This window comes from Streptomyces sp. NPDC015661 (assembly GCF_043077765.1).
In the GTDB taxonomy this organism is placed as follows: Bacteria; Actinomycetota; Actinomycetes; order Streptomycetales; family Streptomycetaceae; genus Streptomyces.
The window spans coordinates 227,445-243,707 of sequence record NZ_JBIBST010000007.1; the positions used below are offsets into that span (position 1 = coordinate 227,445).

Genomic DNA, 16,263 nt, shown 5'->3' on the forward strand with positions numbered 1-16,263 from the left:
CCCCCGCGGCGACAGAGAACAATCTACCAGGCTTCCGGGGTGCTCTTCACCCACGTTTCCGGTGGTCAGCGCGGTGCTGGACGTGCGTCACGGGGAGACGGTGGCGGCGGGCGGGGTCCAGCGGCGGGTGCGGGGCGGTCCGGACGGGAGTCCGTAGTCCTTCTTCAGGTGTTCGGGGATCGCGTAGTGCATGACGCGGCCCCGGGTGAGGGAGGACAGTTCGAGGACGGTGGTGAGGTGGCCGAGGCGGTCCAGGGCCCAGGCGCCGAGCGGTGACCGGTCCTCGATGGTCTCCAGGACGCCGAGGAGGTGGGGGACGGACTTCACGACGGTGTCCCAACGGGTGCGGGGCACGTCGAGCCAGTCGCCGCAGGTGTCGCCGACCAGGTAGCGGATGAGCGCGGAGACGATCGGGTCGAAGAAGGTGCCGGGGACGACCTCCTCGTAGAGGTCGATCAGCTGCCGGGTGAGATGGACGCCCTCGGGGGACGGGCCCATGTGGCGGATCATGTACAGGTCGAGGAAGCGGCGGGCCTCGTCGAGCGTCCTGGGGACGGCGTCCTGGTCGACGCCCAGCATGGCGCCGACCACGCGCCAGGCGTAGTAGTAGGCGTCGGCCCCCTCGGAGGACATGTGGATGCCGAGGCGGTGCAGGCTGTCGAGGACCAGCATCGAGAAGAACATCTGCCCGCCGATCATGTCCTCCTGACAGATCGGCACCCCCAGGGCCTCGACGTCCCAGCGGTTCTCGCGCCGGAGGTGGTGCCGGATGGAGGCGTGCAGCAGGCGGACCTTCTGCGCGGCGGGGATGAAGCGGCTCCCTGCCTCGAAGGCGTCGGGCTGCATCAGATGAACGGTGAACTGGCCGGTCTCCGCCATCCGCTTCGAGGGGTACTTCAGACCGTGCGTCGCCGACAGCAGCTTCGCCACGTGCGGGACGAGGTAGCAGGCGGGCATGGAGGCGAAGGACAGCGCGGTGGAGATGTGCACGTTGTTGTCGATGAAGAACAGCCGGGCCTTCTCCATCTCCGCCCAGTCCACCCAGGACGGCGGGGCGCTCGTGGCGTGGAGGTACTCCCGGGCGACCTCGGGCAGCCCGTCCGGCAGCGGGGATCCCGCGGTGGACACGTACCGCATGAGGGTGTTGAAGGTGCCCACCTCCCCGCGTTCGAAGAGGGTGGCGACGGTGGCGTCGGCGAGTTCGTCGCCGGTCCGCCGCAGGGCGTCCATCGACGCCTCGGTGATGCTCATGGGCAGGGCTCCTTGTTCTGCGTCAGGAACGGCGGACCGCGGCCGCGTGCGCCAGGGCGGTGAGCGCGGCGGCGGGGGCGGCGGGCAGGTTCAGCTCGTCGAGGGCGCGGAGGGCCTCCCCGACCCGCTCGGTGATCATGGCCTCGACCCGCTCGGGCGCTTCCAGCCGCCGCATCACCTCGCGTACGGCCTCCAGGGCGTCCCCGTCGGGCTCGCGCCGGGCGAGCAGTTCGCGCAGCCGCCCGCGCTCCTCGTCACCGGCGAGCCGCCAGGTCTCGGCGAACAGGGCCGTGGGCCGGTTCCCGCGCACGTCGTCGGCGCCGGCCTTGCCGGTGGTCTCCGGGTCGCCGAACAATCCCAGCAGGTCGTCCCTCAGCTGGAACGCCTCGCCGAGCGGCACCCCGTACGCGGAGTAGCCTCCGCGCAGCCTTCCGCCCGCCCCCGCCAGGGCGCCGCCGATCAGCAGCGGCTGCTCGACGGTGTACTTGGCGGTCTTGTAGCGGATCACCTTCAGCGAGGCCGTCGTGTCGGGGGCGGCACCGGTGTGCAGGATCTCCAGGCACTCACCGGCGACGAGGTCGCGGGCGAGCGCCGCCCACAGCGGGCGGGCCCGGCCGAGGTAGGCGGCGGGCAGGCCGCTGGTGACGAAGAGCTGCCCGGCGATCGACATGAGCAGGTCGCCGACGAGCATCGCGAGCGACCGGGCTCCCGCGGCGGGCCGCGGGTGGTGCTCCAGGGCCGTCCGCAGGGCGATGTGCGCGGTGGGCCGGCCGTGGCGCAGCGGGCTGTCGTCGATCAGGTCGTCGTGGACGACGGCGGCCGCGTGCACGAGCTCCATGGCGGACGCCGCCCGCACCAGGGCGTCGCTGTCGGGCTGCCCCACCGCGCGCCAGCCCCAGTAGCAGAACGCCGCGCGCAGCCGCTTGCCGTCGGCGACGGCCGCCTCCAGCTGCTCGGCCACCGGACCCAGAGCCGGGTCGACCGCGGTGAGTCCGTCGGCCTCCCGCGCGACATGGCTCCGCAGCACGTCGTCGACGCGCGCCTTGAACGCGGCCGACTCCCATCCCTCAGCCACCGTCGCCGGCCCGTCGCGCCAGCACGTGCCGGGCGAGGACCTCCAGGTGGGCGGGGGGCGGGGACATGTACCGGTCGAGTACGAGCCGGCCGCGCGCCTCCAGGTCCCGCTCCGCCTCGGCCGCCACCTCGGCGGCGTCCGACCGCCGCAGCAGCCCCCGGACGAGCCCGAGGCCCGACCCCAGCGTGCTCACCGCCAGGTCCGCGAGGCCCGCCGCCAGTAACACCGCCCGATCGTCGAGGCCCCCACGGGATCCCGTCTCTCGCGTCACACCCACTCCCGCCCAAGCGCCGACGTCACTCCTCCCAGACTCGCGCCGGACGTGCGGAAAGGACGGCGGAACTCACGAACGAGTGATCATTTCGCCGAAAGGTGGACATGGCCGCCCCACCCAACACCGCACGCCCTCTTGCCACTTGGGCAACTCCCTTCAAAGAATGCACATGACAACCGAAGGATTCTCGGTTGCACGGTCATTCAGAGGGGAACCCCCACATGAAGAAGCCTCTCGCCGGCGCCCTGCTCGCCCTGCTCCTGACCGGAGCGGCGGCGGTCCCGGCCGCGGCCTCCGCGCCCACGGAGACGGTCGCCCAGGCACCGGCCGCGGCGTCCCAGCCACAGGCCGCGGCCGCCGTCGACTTCGCGGGAACGGTCGCGCTCAGCAACTGTTCCGGCTCCGTCGTCCGCACCCCCAGCTCCCTGCCGTCCGACCCCGCGCTGGTCCTGTCCAACGGGCACTGCCTGGAGACCGGCATGCCGACGGCGGGCCAGGTCGTCCTGAACAAGCGCTCCAGCCGCTCGTTCACCCTGCTCAACTCGGCCGGCACCGGCGTCGGGACGCTGCGCGCCAGCAAGATCGCGTACGGCACGATGACGGACACGGACATCTCGATCTACCAGCTGACCAAGACGTACGCGCAGATACAGAGCACGTACGGCATCAGCGCCCTCACCCTCAACGACGCCCACCCGACCCAGGGTTCGTCGATCAGCGTGGTCTCCGGGTACTGGAAGCGGATCTACAACTGCAGCATCGACGGCTTCGTCTACCGCCTGAAGGAGGGCGGTTGGACCTGGAAGGACTCGGTCCGCTACACCTCCTCGTGCAACACCATCGGCGGCACCTCCGGCTCGCCGGTGATCGACACGGCCACCGGCAAGGTCGTCGCCGTCAACAACACGGGCAACGAGAACGGTGAGAGCTGCACCGTGAACAACCCGTGCGAGGTCGACGAGAACGGCACCGTGACCGTCCGCCAGGGCATCAACTACGCCCAGGAGACGTACACGATCGTTCCCTGCATCGGTCCCGGGAACGTGATCGACCTGAACCGCGCCGGCTGCGTCCTGCCCAAGCCGTAACGCCCCCGCCCGCTCCGCGGACCGGCCGTAACCGGTCGGCCCGCGGAGCGGGCGCACGACTCACCACCAGGTGAGTACGCGTACTCATCACGAGGTTGCCGCTCTCGCCGAGACTGGGTGCACCAGCGAGAGAGGCCAGTGCACGTGACCACCCAGCAGAACCGCCGCCCCCTTCCCGTCCTCGTCGTCGCGGGCCTGACCGCGGCCCTCCTCCTGACGGGCTGCACGAGTCAGGAGCGCGTCTGCGGCTCCGGCCGCTACCCGGTCAAGGCGGTCGGCAACACCGACGGCCAGGACTGCGTGGCCGACGGCCAGGAGCCGCCGGAGGGCTGGGTCCGCTACCCCGAGGGCCAGGTGCCCGAGTACGTCGGCGACCCCTGGGACCGCCACTGGAGCACGGTCATCGTGGACGCCGAGGGCCGGACGACGGGCGCGCCGGCACCTCGACGGCCCGGGGAATGAGCGGATCGTTTCAGGGCGTCATCTCGTACGCCCCCGACAGCGCCTCGACGCGCTGCCAGACCCTCCCCGACCGCGCCTCGTCGACGACGGGGCGGCGGACGGCGCCGAGCGCCCAGAGCTGCTGCTGCTCCGTCGCGGAGTCCTTGCCGTGCAGCTCGACCGCGTGCGCGGAGAAGTCGCGGACGAGGACGGCGAACAGCTCGTCGAGGACGTCCTCGTCGAGACCGGTCAGGGCGGCCTGCTCCAGGACGAGCTGGCCGTGGACGACGAGCGCGAAGAGCTGACCGACGGCGAGGAGGAGGTCCAGGTCGCGGCTCTGCTCCTCGTCGGGGGCCGCCTTGAGCACGAACTCGCAGAGCGCGTCGGCCTGTTCGCGGAGACGGCCGACGTTGGGCACGTGCGCGTACGTGTCGTAGGCCGGGCGCCAGTCGTGGAAACGGACCGCGCCGAGACCGCGGGCCGGCCCCTGACGGAAGAGGAACGTGTCGTCGGCCGCGTCCAGACGGGTCGGGACGGGCTCGAACGCGACCGGGTCGAGGAGGTGGTTGCGCATGAACTTCAGGATCAGCGCCAGGTTGACGTGGACCGTTCCCTCCAGCTTCGGCAGACCGCGGATCTCCACGGCGGCCTCGGCGAAGTAGTTGTCCTTCTCGAAGCCCTTGGCGGCGATGACGTCCCACATCAGGTCGATGACCTTCTCGCCCTCCGTGGTCACCTTCATCTTCGTCATCGGGTTGAAGAGGAGGTAGCGGCGGTCGTCGGGTCCCGCGGTGCGGAAGTAGTCGACGGCGCGGTCGCTGAACAGCTTCATGCCGACGAGCCGGACGTACGCGTCGGTCAACTCGCGCCGCACGTGCGGGAAGACGGTGACCGGCCGGCCGTACAGGATGCGGTTCTGCGCGTGCGTGACGGCCTCGTACATCGCGTGCTCGCAGATGCCGATCGAGGCGGTGCACAGGTTGAACTTGCCGACGTTGACGGTGTTGAGGGCGGCGTCGAAGGCGGCGCGGCCGGTGTGCAGCACGTCCTCGGCCGCGACCGGGTAGTCCTCCAGGCGGAACTCGCTGACGTACTTCGAGGAGTCGACGACGTTCTTGACGAGGTGGTACGCCGGGTGGCGGCTGTCGGCGGCGAAGAAGACGTAGCCGTCGGGGCCTTCGACGTCGGTGCGGCGGCCGAAGACGGAGACGAGCCCGGCGGCGTTGCCGTTGCCGATGTAGTACTTGGAGCCGGTGGCACGGAAGCCGCCCGCGCCGTCGGACTCCAGGAGCATGTCGGTGGAGTAGATGTCGGCGCCGTGGGACTTCTCGGAGAGACCGAAGGCGAACACCTCCCCCTGGGAGAGGAGTTCGGCGGCGCGGGCGCGGGCGGCGGCGTTGTCGCTCTGCCAGACCGGGCCGAGGCCGAGGATGGTGACCTGCCAGGCGTACCAGTAGTCCAGGCCGTAGAAGCCGAGGATCTCGTTGAGGGCGGCGATGCGGGCGGTGTCCCAGCGCTTGTCGCCCTCGTCCTCACCGGCGGCGGAGGACGGCGTCAGGAAGGTCGCGAAGAGCCCCTCCTCCGCGGCGAAGGCGAGGAAGTCACCGAGCCAGGCCCGGGTCCGGTAGTCCTCGATGATCCGACGCTTGCCGCGCGCCTCGAACCAGTCGACGGTGGCGCGCAGCAGCCGGCGGGTCTCCGGGTCGAAGTGGGCGGGGTCGTAGGTGTGCGGGTTGAACAGCAGCGGGTCGGCCATGACGTCCGCCTTTCCGGCTCGGGACGAGGGTGATGAGGGTGTGGTGGTGATACGGGTGTGGTGGTACGGGAGGTCGGTTCAGCGCCCGGTTTCGAACCGGGCGAGCGTGGCGAGGACGTCGTCGAGCCAGGCGATCATCATCCGCTCGTAGGCGATGCCGCCGCGGAGCACCGCGTGCTGCAGCTCCCGCTCGGCGTCGAGCGGACCGTCGGTGCCGGACGGCGGGAAGTCCCGGGCCTCGCCCGCGAGGTAGTGCTCCAGGCGGTCGGTGTGCGCCTGCCGGTGCCGCTCGACCTCGCCGACGAGTGCGGCCGGATCGTCGAAGGCGGCACCGCGGATCTTCACGGCGAGGTCGTGCCGCACGCTCTCGGGCTCGATCGGTGCGGCCAGCCACGCGGAGAGCGCGTCCCGGCCGGGCCCGGCGACGGAGTACTCCTTCTTGTCCGGGCGGCCCTGCTGCGGCACGTCCCGGACGTCCACCCAGCCGTCGCTCTCCATGCGCTTGAGCACGCGGTAGATCTGCTGGTGGGTGGCGGTCCAGAAGTACCCGATGGACCGCTCGAAGCGCCGGGCCAGCTCGTAGCCGGATCCGGGCTTCTCGAGCAGGGAGACGAGGATCGCGTGGTCGAGCGCCATGCGCCCGATCTTGCTATGCAACGAGTTGCATAGCAAGGCGGACCGGAGCGATGAGACACGGCTCACGGGCGTTGTCAGTGGTGGGCGATAGCTTCGAGAACGTTCGGAAGAGGGCACGAGGAGGGGGAATTCGTGGGTGTCGAGCGTGCGTTGAAGGTCGTTCTCGTCGACGTCAACGACGAGGTGGTGACGGCCTGGAAGTCCGCGTTCGCGGACACGCCGGAGGTCGAGATCCGGCGGGGATCCCTGGTGGACGAGGACGTCGACGCGTGGGTGTCCCCCACCAACGCCCGGGGCCGGATGGACGGGGGTGTCGACGCCGTCGTCAAGCGGCACCTCGGCGCCGGCGTCCAGGTGCGGGTGCAGCGGGCGATCCGTGAGCGGTTCGGCGGGAGCCTGCCGGTGGGCAGCGCGGTGTGCGTTCCGTCCGGGGCCGCCGTTCCGAGGTATCTGATCTCGACGCCGACCATGCGGCAGTCCTCGCAGAACGTCAGCGACACGATGAACGTGGCGCTGGCGTGCGCGGCCGCGTTCCAGGCGGTCCACCTGCAGAACCTGGCGAAGCCCGGCAGCATCCGGTCGGTGGCACTCGTCGGGATGGGCGCGCGGACGGGTCAGGTGCCCGCGCAGGTGTGCGCGAATCTGATGTGGACGGGCTACACGCTGTTCCACGACCACGGATTCGCGGACTACGAGGAGCTGCGGGCGGCGGTACTGGGTCAGCTGGAGGACATCGAGGCCGCGGGCCCGGCGCAGCGGGTGCGGATCAAGACTCCGCCCCGGACGCCCTCCCCCGCGCCCTCCCCTACGCCCTCCCCTACGCCCTCTCCGGCGCCCTCGGACGACCCCTTGGGGCTGGCCGAGCTGTTCAAGGGCGGTGGTGAGCCGTGGCTGCCGCTGCTCGGCCCGGTGATCGAGGCGCTGCCGGGGGCCGGGGCCTTCATCGGCCCGAAGCGGAGCCCGGAGGTGGTTCCGGTGCGGGAGCTGACGTTCCAGGCGCTGAAGCCGCATCCGCCGCACAAGTGGAAGGTGGTCGCCTTCGGGCAGAACCCGTATCCGCGGGCGGAGAGCGCGACGGGCATCGCGATGTTCGACAACACCTTCCACGACTGGAAGGACAGTCAGTTCGGCCGGGTGGTCAGCATTCGCTGCATCATCAAGGCGGCCGCGATGTGGAAGTACGGCATCGTCAAGAAGACGCCGATCGCGGACGTCCGGGCGCTGCTGAAGAAGGAGGACACGGTCCAGCCGCCGGAGTGGTTCCAGGCGATGCTCACCCAGGGCGTGCTCCTGTTGAACGCCTCGCTGACGGCCAGTGCGGACGGGGCTGTGCCGACCGATCAGCACACGTCCTTCTGGCGGCCCGTGGCCGAGCAGATCGTCGAGGAGATCCTCCGGGCGAAGCAGGACGCCGGGGAGGAGGACCGCGGGGTGGTGTTCGCCTGGTGGGGCGCGCACGCCAGGAGCCTGAAGAGGGTCGTCCAGCGGCTGGAGAAGAAGTACCCCGGGGTCGAGGTCCGGCACCTGGACCACGCGAACCCGGCGGCCCAGGGGGACATCTTCTGCGAAGGTGACCACTTCGCCCAGGTGAACGACGCCTTGGCGGCGGTGGGGGCGGAGCCGGTCGACTGGCTGCCGAGCAAGGGCTGGAACCAGCACACGACCGACGCCGCCGGCTCCGAGCGCATGGGCGCGTTCATCGCGTCGACGATGGAGCTGCACCAGCTCTATCTGGAGCGGCTCACGAGCGTCAAGGACGAGGGGCTCGTCCTGCCGCCGATCACCGGAGTGTTCGACACGCCGCTGATGGACTTCCGGAAGGCCGTCGAGCCGGTGACGCGGGTGCTGGCGAATCTGGACGGGTACGTCGATCGGTCGACCCGGTTCGCGGAGACGAGGACGGCACAACCGGAGGCCTCGGGGGGCCTGTCGGCCGACGCGATCTCCGCGCTGTACCTGTACACGTGCGAGTCGGCGTTCTACCGCGAGATCAACGCGGTACTGAGGTCCCCGGACCGGGAGAGGCTGACCCCGTACCTGCCGTACCTGCGCCTGCTGTTCTCGGCCGTGGCCGAGCTGCCGGCGCAGACGCGGCCCCTGTGGCGCGGCGTGGCCCTGGACCTGCGCTCCCAGTACCCGCTGGGGCGCACGGTGACCTGGTGGGGCGTCTCGTCCTGCACCTCCGAGCCGAGCGTGGCCCGCGCCTTCCTCGGCAGCCGCGGCCGCCGCACCCTCTTCGAGGTGACACCGGCGCGCGCGGTGGGGATCCGCCGCTTCTCGGCGTTCACGGGCGAGGAGGAGTACATCCTCACCCCGGGCACCCAGCTGAAGGTGACGGACGTGAAGACCGAACGCGGCGGCCTGTGCACGGTCCGCCTGACGGAACTGGAGGGCCAGGGACTGGTGTCCTAGTCCGGGGCCGCCCGGTCGGGACGCCGGACGAGCTGTGACGGATCCCCTCCTGGGCCGCGGTCGGCTCAGGAGGGGATCCGGCGGGGCGCGGGCCGGGGGTCAGAGGGCGCCGACGATGTCCTCGACCCTGGCCTTCGCGTCGCCGAAGAGCATCGCGGTGTTCTCGCGGAAGAACAGCGGGTTCTGCACGCCCGCGTAGCCGGAGGCCATCGAGCGCTTGAACACGATGACCTGGTTGGCCTCCCAGACGGTGAGGACCGGCATTCCGGCGATCGGGCTGCTGGGGTCCTCGGCCCCGGCCGGGTTGACCGTGTCGTTGGCGCCGATCACGAGGACGACGTCCGTGTCGGCGAAGTCGTCGTTGATCTCGTCCATCTCGAGGACGATGTCGTACGGCACCTTGGCCTCGGCGAGCAGCACGTTCATGTGGCCGGGCAGGCGGCCGGCGACCGGGTGGATGCCGAACCGTACGTCGACGCCCTTCGCCCGCAGCTTCGCGGTGAGCTCCGCGACCGGGTACTGCGCCTGCGCCACGGCCATGCCGTAGCCGGGGGTGATGACCACGGACCGGGCCGCGCCCAGCAGTTCGGCGGCGGCCTGGGCGGTGATCTCCTGGTGCTCGCCGTAGTCGACGTCCGTTCCGGAGGGCGCCTCGATGCCGAAGCCGCCGGCGATCACGGAGAGGAAGGAGCGGTTCATCGCCCGGCACATGATGTAGGACAGGTAGGCACCGGAGGAGCCGACGAGCGCGCCGGTGATGATCAGCAGGTCGTTGCCGAGCAGGAAGCCGGAGGCCGCCGCGGCCCAGCCGGAGTAGCTGTTGAGCATCGACACCACGACCGGCATGTCACCGCCGCCGATCGAGGCGACCAGGTGCCAGCCCAGGGCCAGCGCCAGGACCGTCACGACGATCAGCAGCCACAGCTCCGGCGCGATCACGAACCACACCGTGAGGGCGACGAACAGGCCCAGCGAGCCGAGGTTCAGCACGTTCTTGCCCGGCAGCATCAGCGGCTTGGAGCTGATCTTCGCCGAGAGCTTCAGGTACGCCACGATCGAGCCGGTGAAGGTCACCGCGCCGATGAACAGGCCGATGAACACCTCGGCGTGGTGGATGCCCAGTGTGCCGAGCGCGTCCAGGGCCTCGGCCTCGTGGCCGTCTGGGTCGTGCTCGACGTTCAGGAAGCCGTTCCAGCTGACCAGCACGGCGGCCAGCCCGACGAAGGAGTGCAGCAGCGCGATCAGTTCGGGCATGCCGGTCATCTCGACGCCCCGGGCGCGCTGCAGCCCGATCAGCGCGCCGATCAGCATGGCCACGGCCATCAGCCCGAGGCCCGCGGTGCTGATGTCGCCGTCGATGGCGAGCACGACCGTCGCGACGAGCGCGACGCCCATGCCGAGCATGCCGAACGCGTTGCCGAGCCGGGCGGACTCGTGCTTGGAGAGTCCTGCCAGCGCGAGGATGAACAACAGCGCGGCAACGAGGTAGGCCGCCTGTGCGGCAATGGTCGCAGACATGTCAGCTCCGGTTGAACATGGCGAGCATGCGACGCGTCACCGCGAAGCCGCCGAAGACGTTGATACTGGCCAGAAGGATCGCGACGGACGACAGCACCGTGACCGCCGTGCTCGCGTGCCCGATCTGCAGGAGCGCGCCGACGACGATGATCCCGGAGATCGCGTTCGTCACCGACATCAGCGGTGTGTGCAGGGCGTGGTGCACATGGCCGATCACGTAGAAGCCGATCACGATCGCGAGCACGAAGACCGTCACATGGGGCAGCAGCGCCGCCGGCGCGAACGCGGCGGCGAGGAACAGCACCAGCGCGCCGAGGGTCACCCCGCCGAACTTCCGCTGCGCCGTCATCGGCTCCTTCTTCGGCGACGGCTTCGCCTCGACCGTCCCGGCAGCGGGGGCGGGGGCCGCCGAGACCTGGACCGGCGGGGGCGGCCAGGCGGACTCGCCCGCGCGTACGACGGTGATCGAGCGCTGCACCGGGTCGTCCCAGTCGAGGACGAGCTCCGCGTCCTTGCCCGGCGTCATCAGCTTCAGCAGGTTCACCAGGTTCGTGCCGTACAGCTGCGAGGCCTGCGCCGGCAGCCGGCCCGCCAGGTCGGTGTAGCCGATGATCGTCACGCCGTTCTCCGTGAGGACCGTCTCGCCCTTCACGGTGCCCACCACGTTGCCGCCGTTGGCCGCCGCCATGTCGACGATCACGGAGCCCGGCTTCATGCCCGCCACCATCTCCGCGGTGATCAGCGTCGGCGCGGGACGCCCGGGGATCAGCGCGGTGGTGATGACGATGTCGGCCTCACGGCACTGCGCGCTGTAGAGCTCGGCCTCGCGCGCCTTGTAGTCGTCGCCCATCTCCTTGGCGTAGCCCGTCTTCGAGACCTCGACCTCCGGGGACTCGATCGACAGGTACTCGCCGCCCAGCGACCGGACCTGGTCGGCCACCTCGGGCCGCGGGTCGGTCGCCCGTACGATCGCGCCGAGCGACCCGGCCGCGCCGATCGCGGCCAGACCGGCGACGCCGGCGCCCGCGACGAGCACCTTCGCCGGCGGCACCTTGCCCGCGGCCGTCACCTGACCGGTGAAGAAGCGGCCGAACACGTGCGCCGCCTCGACCACGGCCCGGTAGCCGGCGATGTTCGCCATCGAGGACAGCACGTCCATGGACTGCGCCCGGCTGATGCGCGGCACGGCGTCCATGGACAGCGCCGTGAACGGCCGGCGGCCCAGCTCCTCGACCATCGCGGGGTCGAACGCCGGGGCGAACAACGCGATCACGGTCGCCTCCGCCCGCACGCGGTCCAACTGCTCGGGGGTCGGGGCGTTGACCCCCAGCACCACGTCCGCGGCCGTCGCGTCGCCGATGCGCGCCCCTGCGGCCTCGTAGGCGCTGTCGGTGAAGCCCGCCGCGGCACCCGCGCCGGAGTCGACGACCACGTCGTACCCCAGTTTGCGGATCGGCTCGATCGTGGCCGGTGTGGCCGAGACGCGGCGCTCACCTGCCCGCGCCTCCTTGAGGACTCCGACAATCACGAGTGTGCTCCGTTCGCTGGCGTTGGCGTCGACGGCCTGTCTACGAACCCGACTCCGATTCGACTTCTGGACCCGCCCAGAATCGGGCCACTACCGCCTCCACCGGAAGCCTGCCAGCCGTGATCCATCCCACACCACCTCGACAGGACGTCCGGGAGTGGCGCCGCCGCACATGAGAACAGAGGTGCGAATGCCCGGTCGGGCCGTCGCAGCGCGGCGTGGCGCCCACGGGGGCGGCGTCCGTCCCCGGCCGGTGCTCCGGGCCGGGGACGGACGCCGCTGTCTTGCCGTGCCGTGCCGTGCCGTGCCGTGCCGTCAGGAGACGGTGATGAACCGGCCGACGCTCGGCACCCCTTGGGCGTCCAGGGCGAAGAGCATGTAGGTGCCCGGCAGGACCACGCCCTTGTCGGCCGGGATGGACACCGTGTACGTGCCGGGCGCCCCGGCCGTGGAGGCCAGCGGGACCCGCCGCTGGTCGTTGTCGGTGGAGTGGGTCGCGGCCGCGGCCCGCATCAGGACGAAGGAGGCCACCGGCTTCTCGGTGCTCACGGTGAGCGAGGTGCCGGCGGCGGCCCGGGGCGGCACGCCGCCGGTGATGACGGGGCGCGGCTTGGGCGAGCCGTCCGCGTTGAGCAGGTACGGCGGTGTGAACACGGCCCCGTCGGCGTGGTTGGTGGCGCAGGTGCCGCACAGGCCACCGCCGCCGGAGAAGACCCGCCCGTCGGGCAGCAGGTTCGCCACGCTGTGGTAGTTGCGCGGGATCGCCATGCTGGCGAGCGGGGTGAAGCGTCCGGTCGCCGGGTCCCACAGTTCGGGGGTCAGCACGGACGCGGCGTCGCTGAACGCCCCGGGGATCGCCTGCCCACCGAACACGGCGACCTTGCCGTCGGGCAGGACGACGCTGTTGCCGAAGGCGCGGGCGTGGCCCATGTCGCCGGTGCGCGCGGTCAGGACCTGATCGCCGTTGACGCCCACGGTGTACGCGCGCCGGGTGGCGGGCGTGTTCTCGTACGCGGGCGAGCCGCCCAGGGTGAGCAGCTTGCCGATGTCGTACGCGACGGCGTTGCCGGTCATGGCGTCCTGGCTGTCGGCCCGGGTGCCGGCCGAGGTGATCGTCCCGTTCCCGCCGGTCGTGATCCAGTTCATCTGCTTGCTCGGGCCCAGCTGGAGCACCTTGCCGCCCGAGGTGGCGTACAGCCACATGTGGTTGTCGGCGCGGTAGGCGCCGCGGGGGTCGGCGGTCATCGCCGGGACGGCGGGGACGCCGGGGAGCTTGCGCCAGGTGCCGGTGTCCGGGGACCAGACCTCGCCGGACTTGTCGCCCGCGGCTCCGCTCCAGGATCCACCGAGGACGAAGGCCTCGCCGGTGGAGAGCAGGGTCATGGCCTGGTAGCCGCGCGCGATGTTCATGTCGGTGGTGGCGGACCAGGCATCGGTGGCCGGGTCGTAGATGCTCGCCTTCTCCGCGTTGCTGCCGCCGGTGACCAGGACCCGGCCGTCGGCGAGCATCGCTATGCCCGGGCAGAACATGTCGTGGCCGGTGTTGTCGATGCGGCGCTGGGTGACCTGGCCCGTCTTGAGGTCCAGGATCGCGGTCTGGGTGTAGCCGTTGCTGCCGCCGAAGCGGTCGACCGCGTACGCCGACCAGGCCAGGAGCTTGTCGCCCGGCAGGACGGCGGTGGCCACCGGCACCAGGGGGAAACCGGTGATCCGGCCCCAGGAGCCGTGGGCGGCCGGGTTGGCCGGTCCGCTCAGACGTATCTCCGCGGCGGAGGTCCAGGGCCCGCGGTCGCCCGCCTCGCGGGTCACGGTCAGGCGTATGTAGCGGGCGCTGCTCGCGCGGGTGAAGGTGGCGGTCTTGATGGTGTCGTCGTCGCGCCAGGTGCCGGTCGCGACCGGCGTGCCGAAGGTGATGCCGTCGGTGCTGGTGGTGACGGTGTACGCGCCCGCGCGCCCGTTGATGCCGTACTTGCGGGGCTGGTAGACCAGGGCGGAGACGGTCGCCGTGCGGTGCATGTCGATGGTGATGCTGTGCGGCAGCGGGACCGGGGTCCCGTAGTACCTGCTGTGCCAGATGGTGGTGGCGTCGCCGTCGAGGACGTTCGCCGCGCGGCCGTTCTCCTTGACGGTCTCCTCGTCGCTCGCCCTGGCCGTCCATCCGGTGCGGGGCAGGTCGACGGTGGCCGCCGGGGTTCCGGGGTCGCCGAGGAGGTTGAGCTCTGCGGCGGAGGTCCACGGGCCGCGGTTGCCGGCCTCGGTGACGGCGGTGAGCCGGACGAACCGCGCGCCCTGCGGGGCGAATCCGAGGGTCTTGGCGCTGCCGTCGTCGGCGAGCGTGCCGGTGGCGACCGGACTGCCCCAGTTCTGGCCGTCGGCGCTCACATGGATGCGGTACTCGCCGATGCGCCCGTTGATCCCGATGGCGCGGGGGGTGTAGATGAGTGCCGAGACCACCGCCGTGCGGTGCATGTCGAGGGTGATGCTGTGCGGCAGCGGGGCCGTCGTCCCGGAATACCTGCTGTGCCAGATGGTGGACGTGCTCCCGTCGAGGACGTTGACCGCACGGCCGTTCTCCCTGGTGGTCTCCTCGTCGCTCGCGGTGGCGGTCCATCCGGTCCGGCTGAGCACGGGAGCCGCCGGCTCCATGGCGTTGGCCGGGGCCACGCCGTGGTGGGGCGACTGCAGCGCCGACTGCTGGTCAGCGGCCCCCGGCGTCGGCCGGGGTGTCGGACCGCGGCCGGCGGGCCCCGTACTCGCCACTCCGAGCAAGGGGGTGAGCGCGACGAGCAGCGAGCCGAGGGCGAGGGCGATGAGCAGGGGGGAGCGTCGGAATGCTCCGGCAAGGGCGCGCATGCGTCTGGGCTGCAATCGGACCTCCTGGGCGACCGTGAACCGCTGCGGGCCCTTCGAACATAGGGCAGAGCGGTTCAACTCGACCGCGAAACAGAGGAGTTGGTACGAACCCGGCACACGCGCGCAGGGCCGAAGAAGCCTCGCACGCCTGCCTCCAGAGGACCATCAGGCGACGGCCCGGCGCCTGCCCCGCACACGGCGCGGGTACGGGAAGAGCCGCGGAGAGCGCTTCGCGGCCACGTCCTCGACCCAGCCGAAGGTCAGCACCAGCAGACCGATCAGTGGGATCGCCACCATCAGCGGGAACCACTGGCTGGTCAGCAGCCACTGGAAGTGTTCGTAGAAGAAGCCGACGGACCAGAGGGGGTCGATCAGCGGGATGGCGGCCACCAACGCGGCCTCGTGCCAGAGGTAGACGCTGACAGCGCGTGAGTTCAGCAGGCTGATCAGGCCGTTCCAGCGTTCCAGCGGTCGGGGCCACTGTTCCCAGGAGGGACTGACGTGGAGCAGGATGGCGACGAAGCCGAAGGACCACAGGGCCTGGGCGATCGGCCAGCTCTCGATGTCGGTGGGCACGGTCGGGTCGACCGGTCGGGTCTGCAGGTACCACCAGCCGGCCACCATGATCAGCGGCGCGACGGACGGCACGACGTACTGCGGGATCTTCTTGAGCAGGCCCTCCTGGTGAGCCATGCCGAGGATCCAGCAGGAGCCGAACGTGGCGAAGTCGCTGACGGTCTCCCAGACGCGGCTGTAGACGAACTCCTGGTCGATGAAGAACGTGTTCATGACGATCGACAGCGCGAGCGGCGCGGACAGCGTCACCACCGGCATCCGCCGCAGCGCCCACAGCATCAACGGCGAGAGCAGGACGTACCAGAGGTACGCACGGAGGTACCAGAGCGGGACGATGACCTGCACGGCCCAGCCCTGCCCCACGAGGTGGTCGAAACCGTTCAGTGATTCGGCGTACGGCGGAGTGCTCAGCGGCACGAACCAGAACAGCAGCTTGCCCCACCACCAGTTGGGATGCCCCTCGGCCGCGGGCCCCCAGCCGTCGACGATCTCGAGGGTGAGCATGACCGCGCCGAACAGCCACATCGGCGGCAGCAGCCGACGCAGACGGCCCCGGATGACGCCCAGGGCGGGACGGCTGAGCGAGCGTGCCATCAGCGACCCGGCCAGCGCGAACATCACACCCATCGACGGGAAGACGATGGGCAGCCAGACCCAGCCGAAGTTGTGGTAGATCACCACACGGACCAGCGCCAGCGCGCGCAGCAGGTCGAGGTAGCGGTCCCGGCCGCCCTTGCGGGGGGACGGTGTCGACGGCTCCGGCTCCTGCTCCGGCTGGGACTCTCGGCGCAGCGCGGCGGGGATCCTCAGCCGGACGGTGTCCTGGGCTCCCCCGAACTCGAAGGATGTGGTCAT

12 protein-coding genes are annotated in these 16,263 nt (G+C 70.9%); 3 read left to right on the forward strand and 9 right to left on the reverse strand.

From position 1 onward, the window contains the following. Positions 1–87: 87 nt before the first annotated feature. Genes ACF07V_RS20455 through ACF07V_RS20465 form a run of 3 tightly spaced genes read right to left on the reverse strand, consistent with a single transcriptional unit; the run spans position 88 to position 2,597 of the window. Positions 88–1,251: an oxygenase MpaB family protein gene (locus ACF07V_RS20455; protein ID WP_392155976.1), complete on the reverse strand. Its 1,164-nt coding sequence runs from the start codon at positions 1,249–1,251 to the stop codon at positions 88–90. A gap of 22 nt (positions 1,252–1,273) precedes the next feature. Beyond that, complete coding sequence (locus ACF07V_RS20460; protein ID WP_392155978.1) at positions 1,274–2,326, reverse strand: polyprenyl synthetase family protein; 1,053 nt, start codon at positions 2,324–2,326, stop codon at positions 1,274–1,276. Further along, entirely contained in the window at positions 2,319–2,597 is a 279-nt protein-coding gene (locus tag ACF07V_RS20465) for a polyprenyl synthetase (RefSeq protein ID WP_392155979.1), read from the reverse strand. Before ACF07V_RS20465 ends, ACF07V_RS20460 begins: the two co-directional genes overlap by 8 nt. 224 nt (positions 2,598–2,821) lie before the next feature. Between ACF07V_RS20465 and ACF07V_RS20470 the strand changes: the two genes are divergently transcribed. After that, the gene (locus ACF07V_RS20470) at positions 2,822–3,688 is read left to right on the forward strand and encodes a serine protease (RefSeq protein ID WP_392155980.1); all 867 of its coding nucleotides are present in this window, start codon (positions 2,822–2,824) and stop codon (positions 3,686–3,688) included. A 144-nt stretch (positions 3,689–3,832) separates the two neighbouring features. Next, positions 3,833–4,150, forward strand: a complete 318-nt coding sequence (locus ACF07V_RS20475; RefSeq protein WP_392155982.1) for an SCO0607 family lipoprotein — start codon at positions 3,833–3,835, stop codon at positions 4,148–4,150. Between the two features lie 10 nt (positions 4,151–4,160). Here the strand turns inward: ACF07V_RS20475 and ACF07V_RS20480 are convergent, their stop codons facing one another. Together ACF07V_RS20480 and ACF07V_RS20485 are read right to left on the reverse strand one after the other, a co-directional pair. Next, the gene (locus ACF07V_RS20480; protein ID WP_392155984.1) at positions 4,161–5,885 is read right to left on the reverse strand and encodes an acyl-CoA dehydrogenase family protein; all 1,725 of its coding nucleotides are present in this window, start codon (positions 5,883–5,885) and stop codon (positions 4,161–4,163) included. 78 nt (positions 5,886–5,963) lie between these two features. After that, positions 5,964–6,521 (reverse strand): PadR family transcriptional regulator, encoded by a 558-nt coding sequence (locus ACF07V_RS20485; protein ID WP_392155986.1) that lies wholly within the window; start codon positions 6,519–6,521, stop codon positions 5,964–5,966. Between the two features lie 132 nt (positions 6,522–6,653). Between ACF07V_RS20485 and ACF07V_RS20490 the strand changes: the two genes are divergently transcribed. Further along, positions 6,654–8,933, forward strand: coding sequence for an ADP-ribosyltransferase domain-containing protein (locus ACF07V_RS20490; RefSeq protein WP_392155988.1), 2,280 nt, complete (start codon positions 6,654–6,656; stop codon positions 8,931–8,933). Between the two features lie 99 nt (positions 8,934–9,032). Here ACF07V_RS20490 and pntB read toward each other — a convergent pair whose 3' ends face one another. The 4 genes from pntB to ACF07V_RS20510 form a co-directional block, all read right to left on the reverse strand. Further along, entirely contained in the window at positions 9,033–10,451 is a 1,419-nt protein-coding gene (gene pntB / locus ACF07V_RS20495) for a Re/Si-specific NAD(P)(+) transhydrogenase subunit beta (protein ID WP_392155990.1), read from the reverse strand. Position 10,452: 1 nt separating this feature from the next. Continuing rightward, positions 10,453–11,979, reverse strand: a complete 1,527-nt coding sequence (locus tag ACF07V_RS20500) for a Re/Si-specific NAD(P)(+) transhydrogenase subunit alpha (protein ID WP_392155991.1) — start codon at positions 11,977–11,979, stop codon at positions 10,453–10,455. 315 nt (positions 11,980–12,294) lie between these two features. Further along, the gene (locus tag ACF07V_RS20505) at positions 12,295–14,847 is read right to left on the reverse strand and encodes a discoidin domain-containing protein (protein WP_392155993.1); all 2,553 of its coding nucleotides are present in this window, start codon (positions 14,845–14,847) and stop codon (positions 12,295–12,297) included. Between the two features lie 150 nt (positions 14,848–14,997). Next, entirely contained in the window at positions 14,998–16,263 is a 1,266-nt protein-coding gene (locus ACF07V_RS20510; protein ID WP_392155994.1) for an acyltransferase, read from the reverse strand.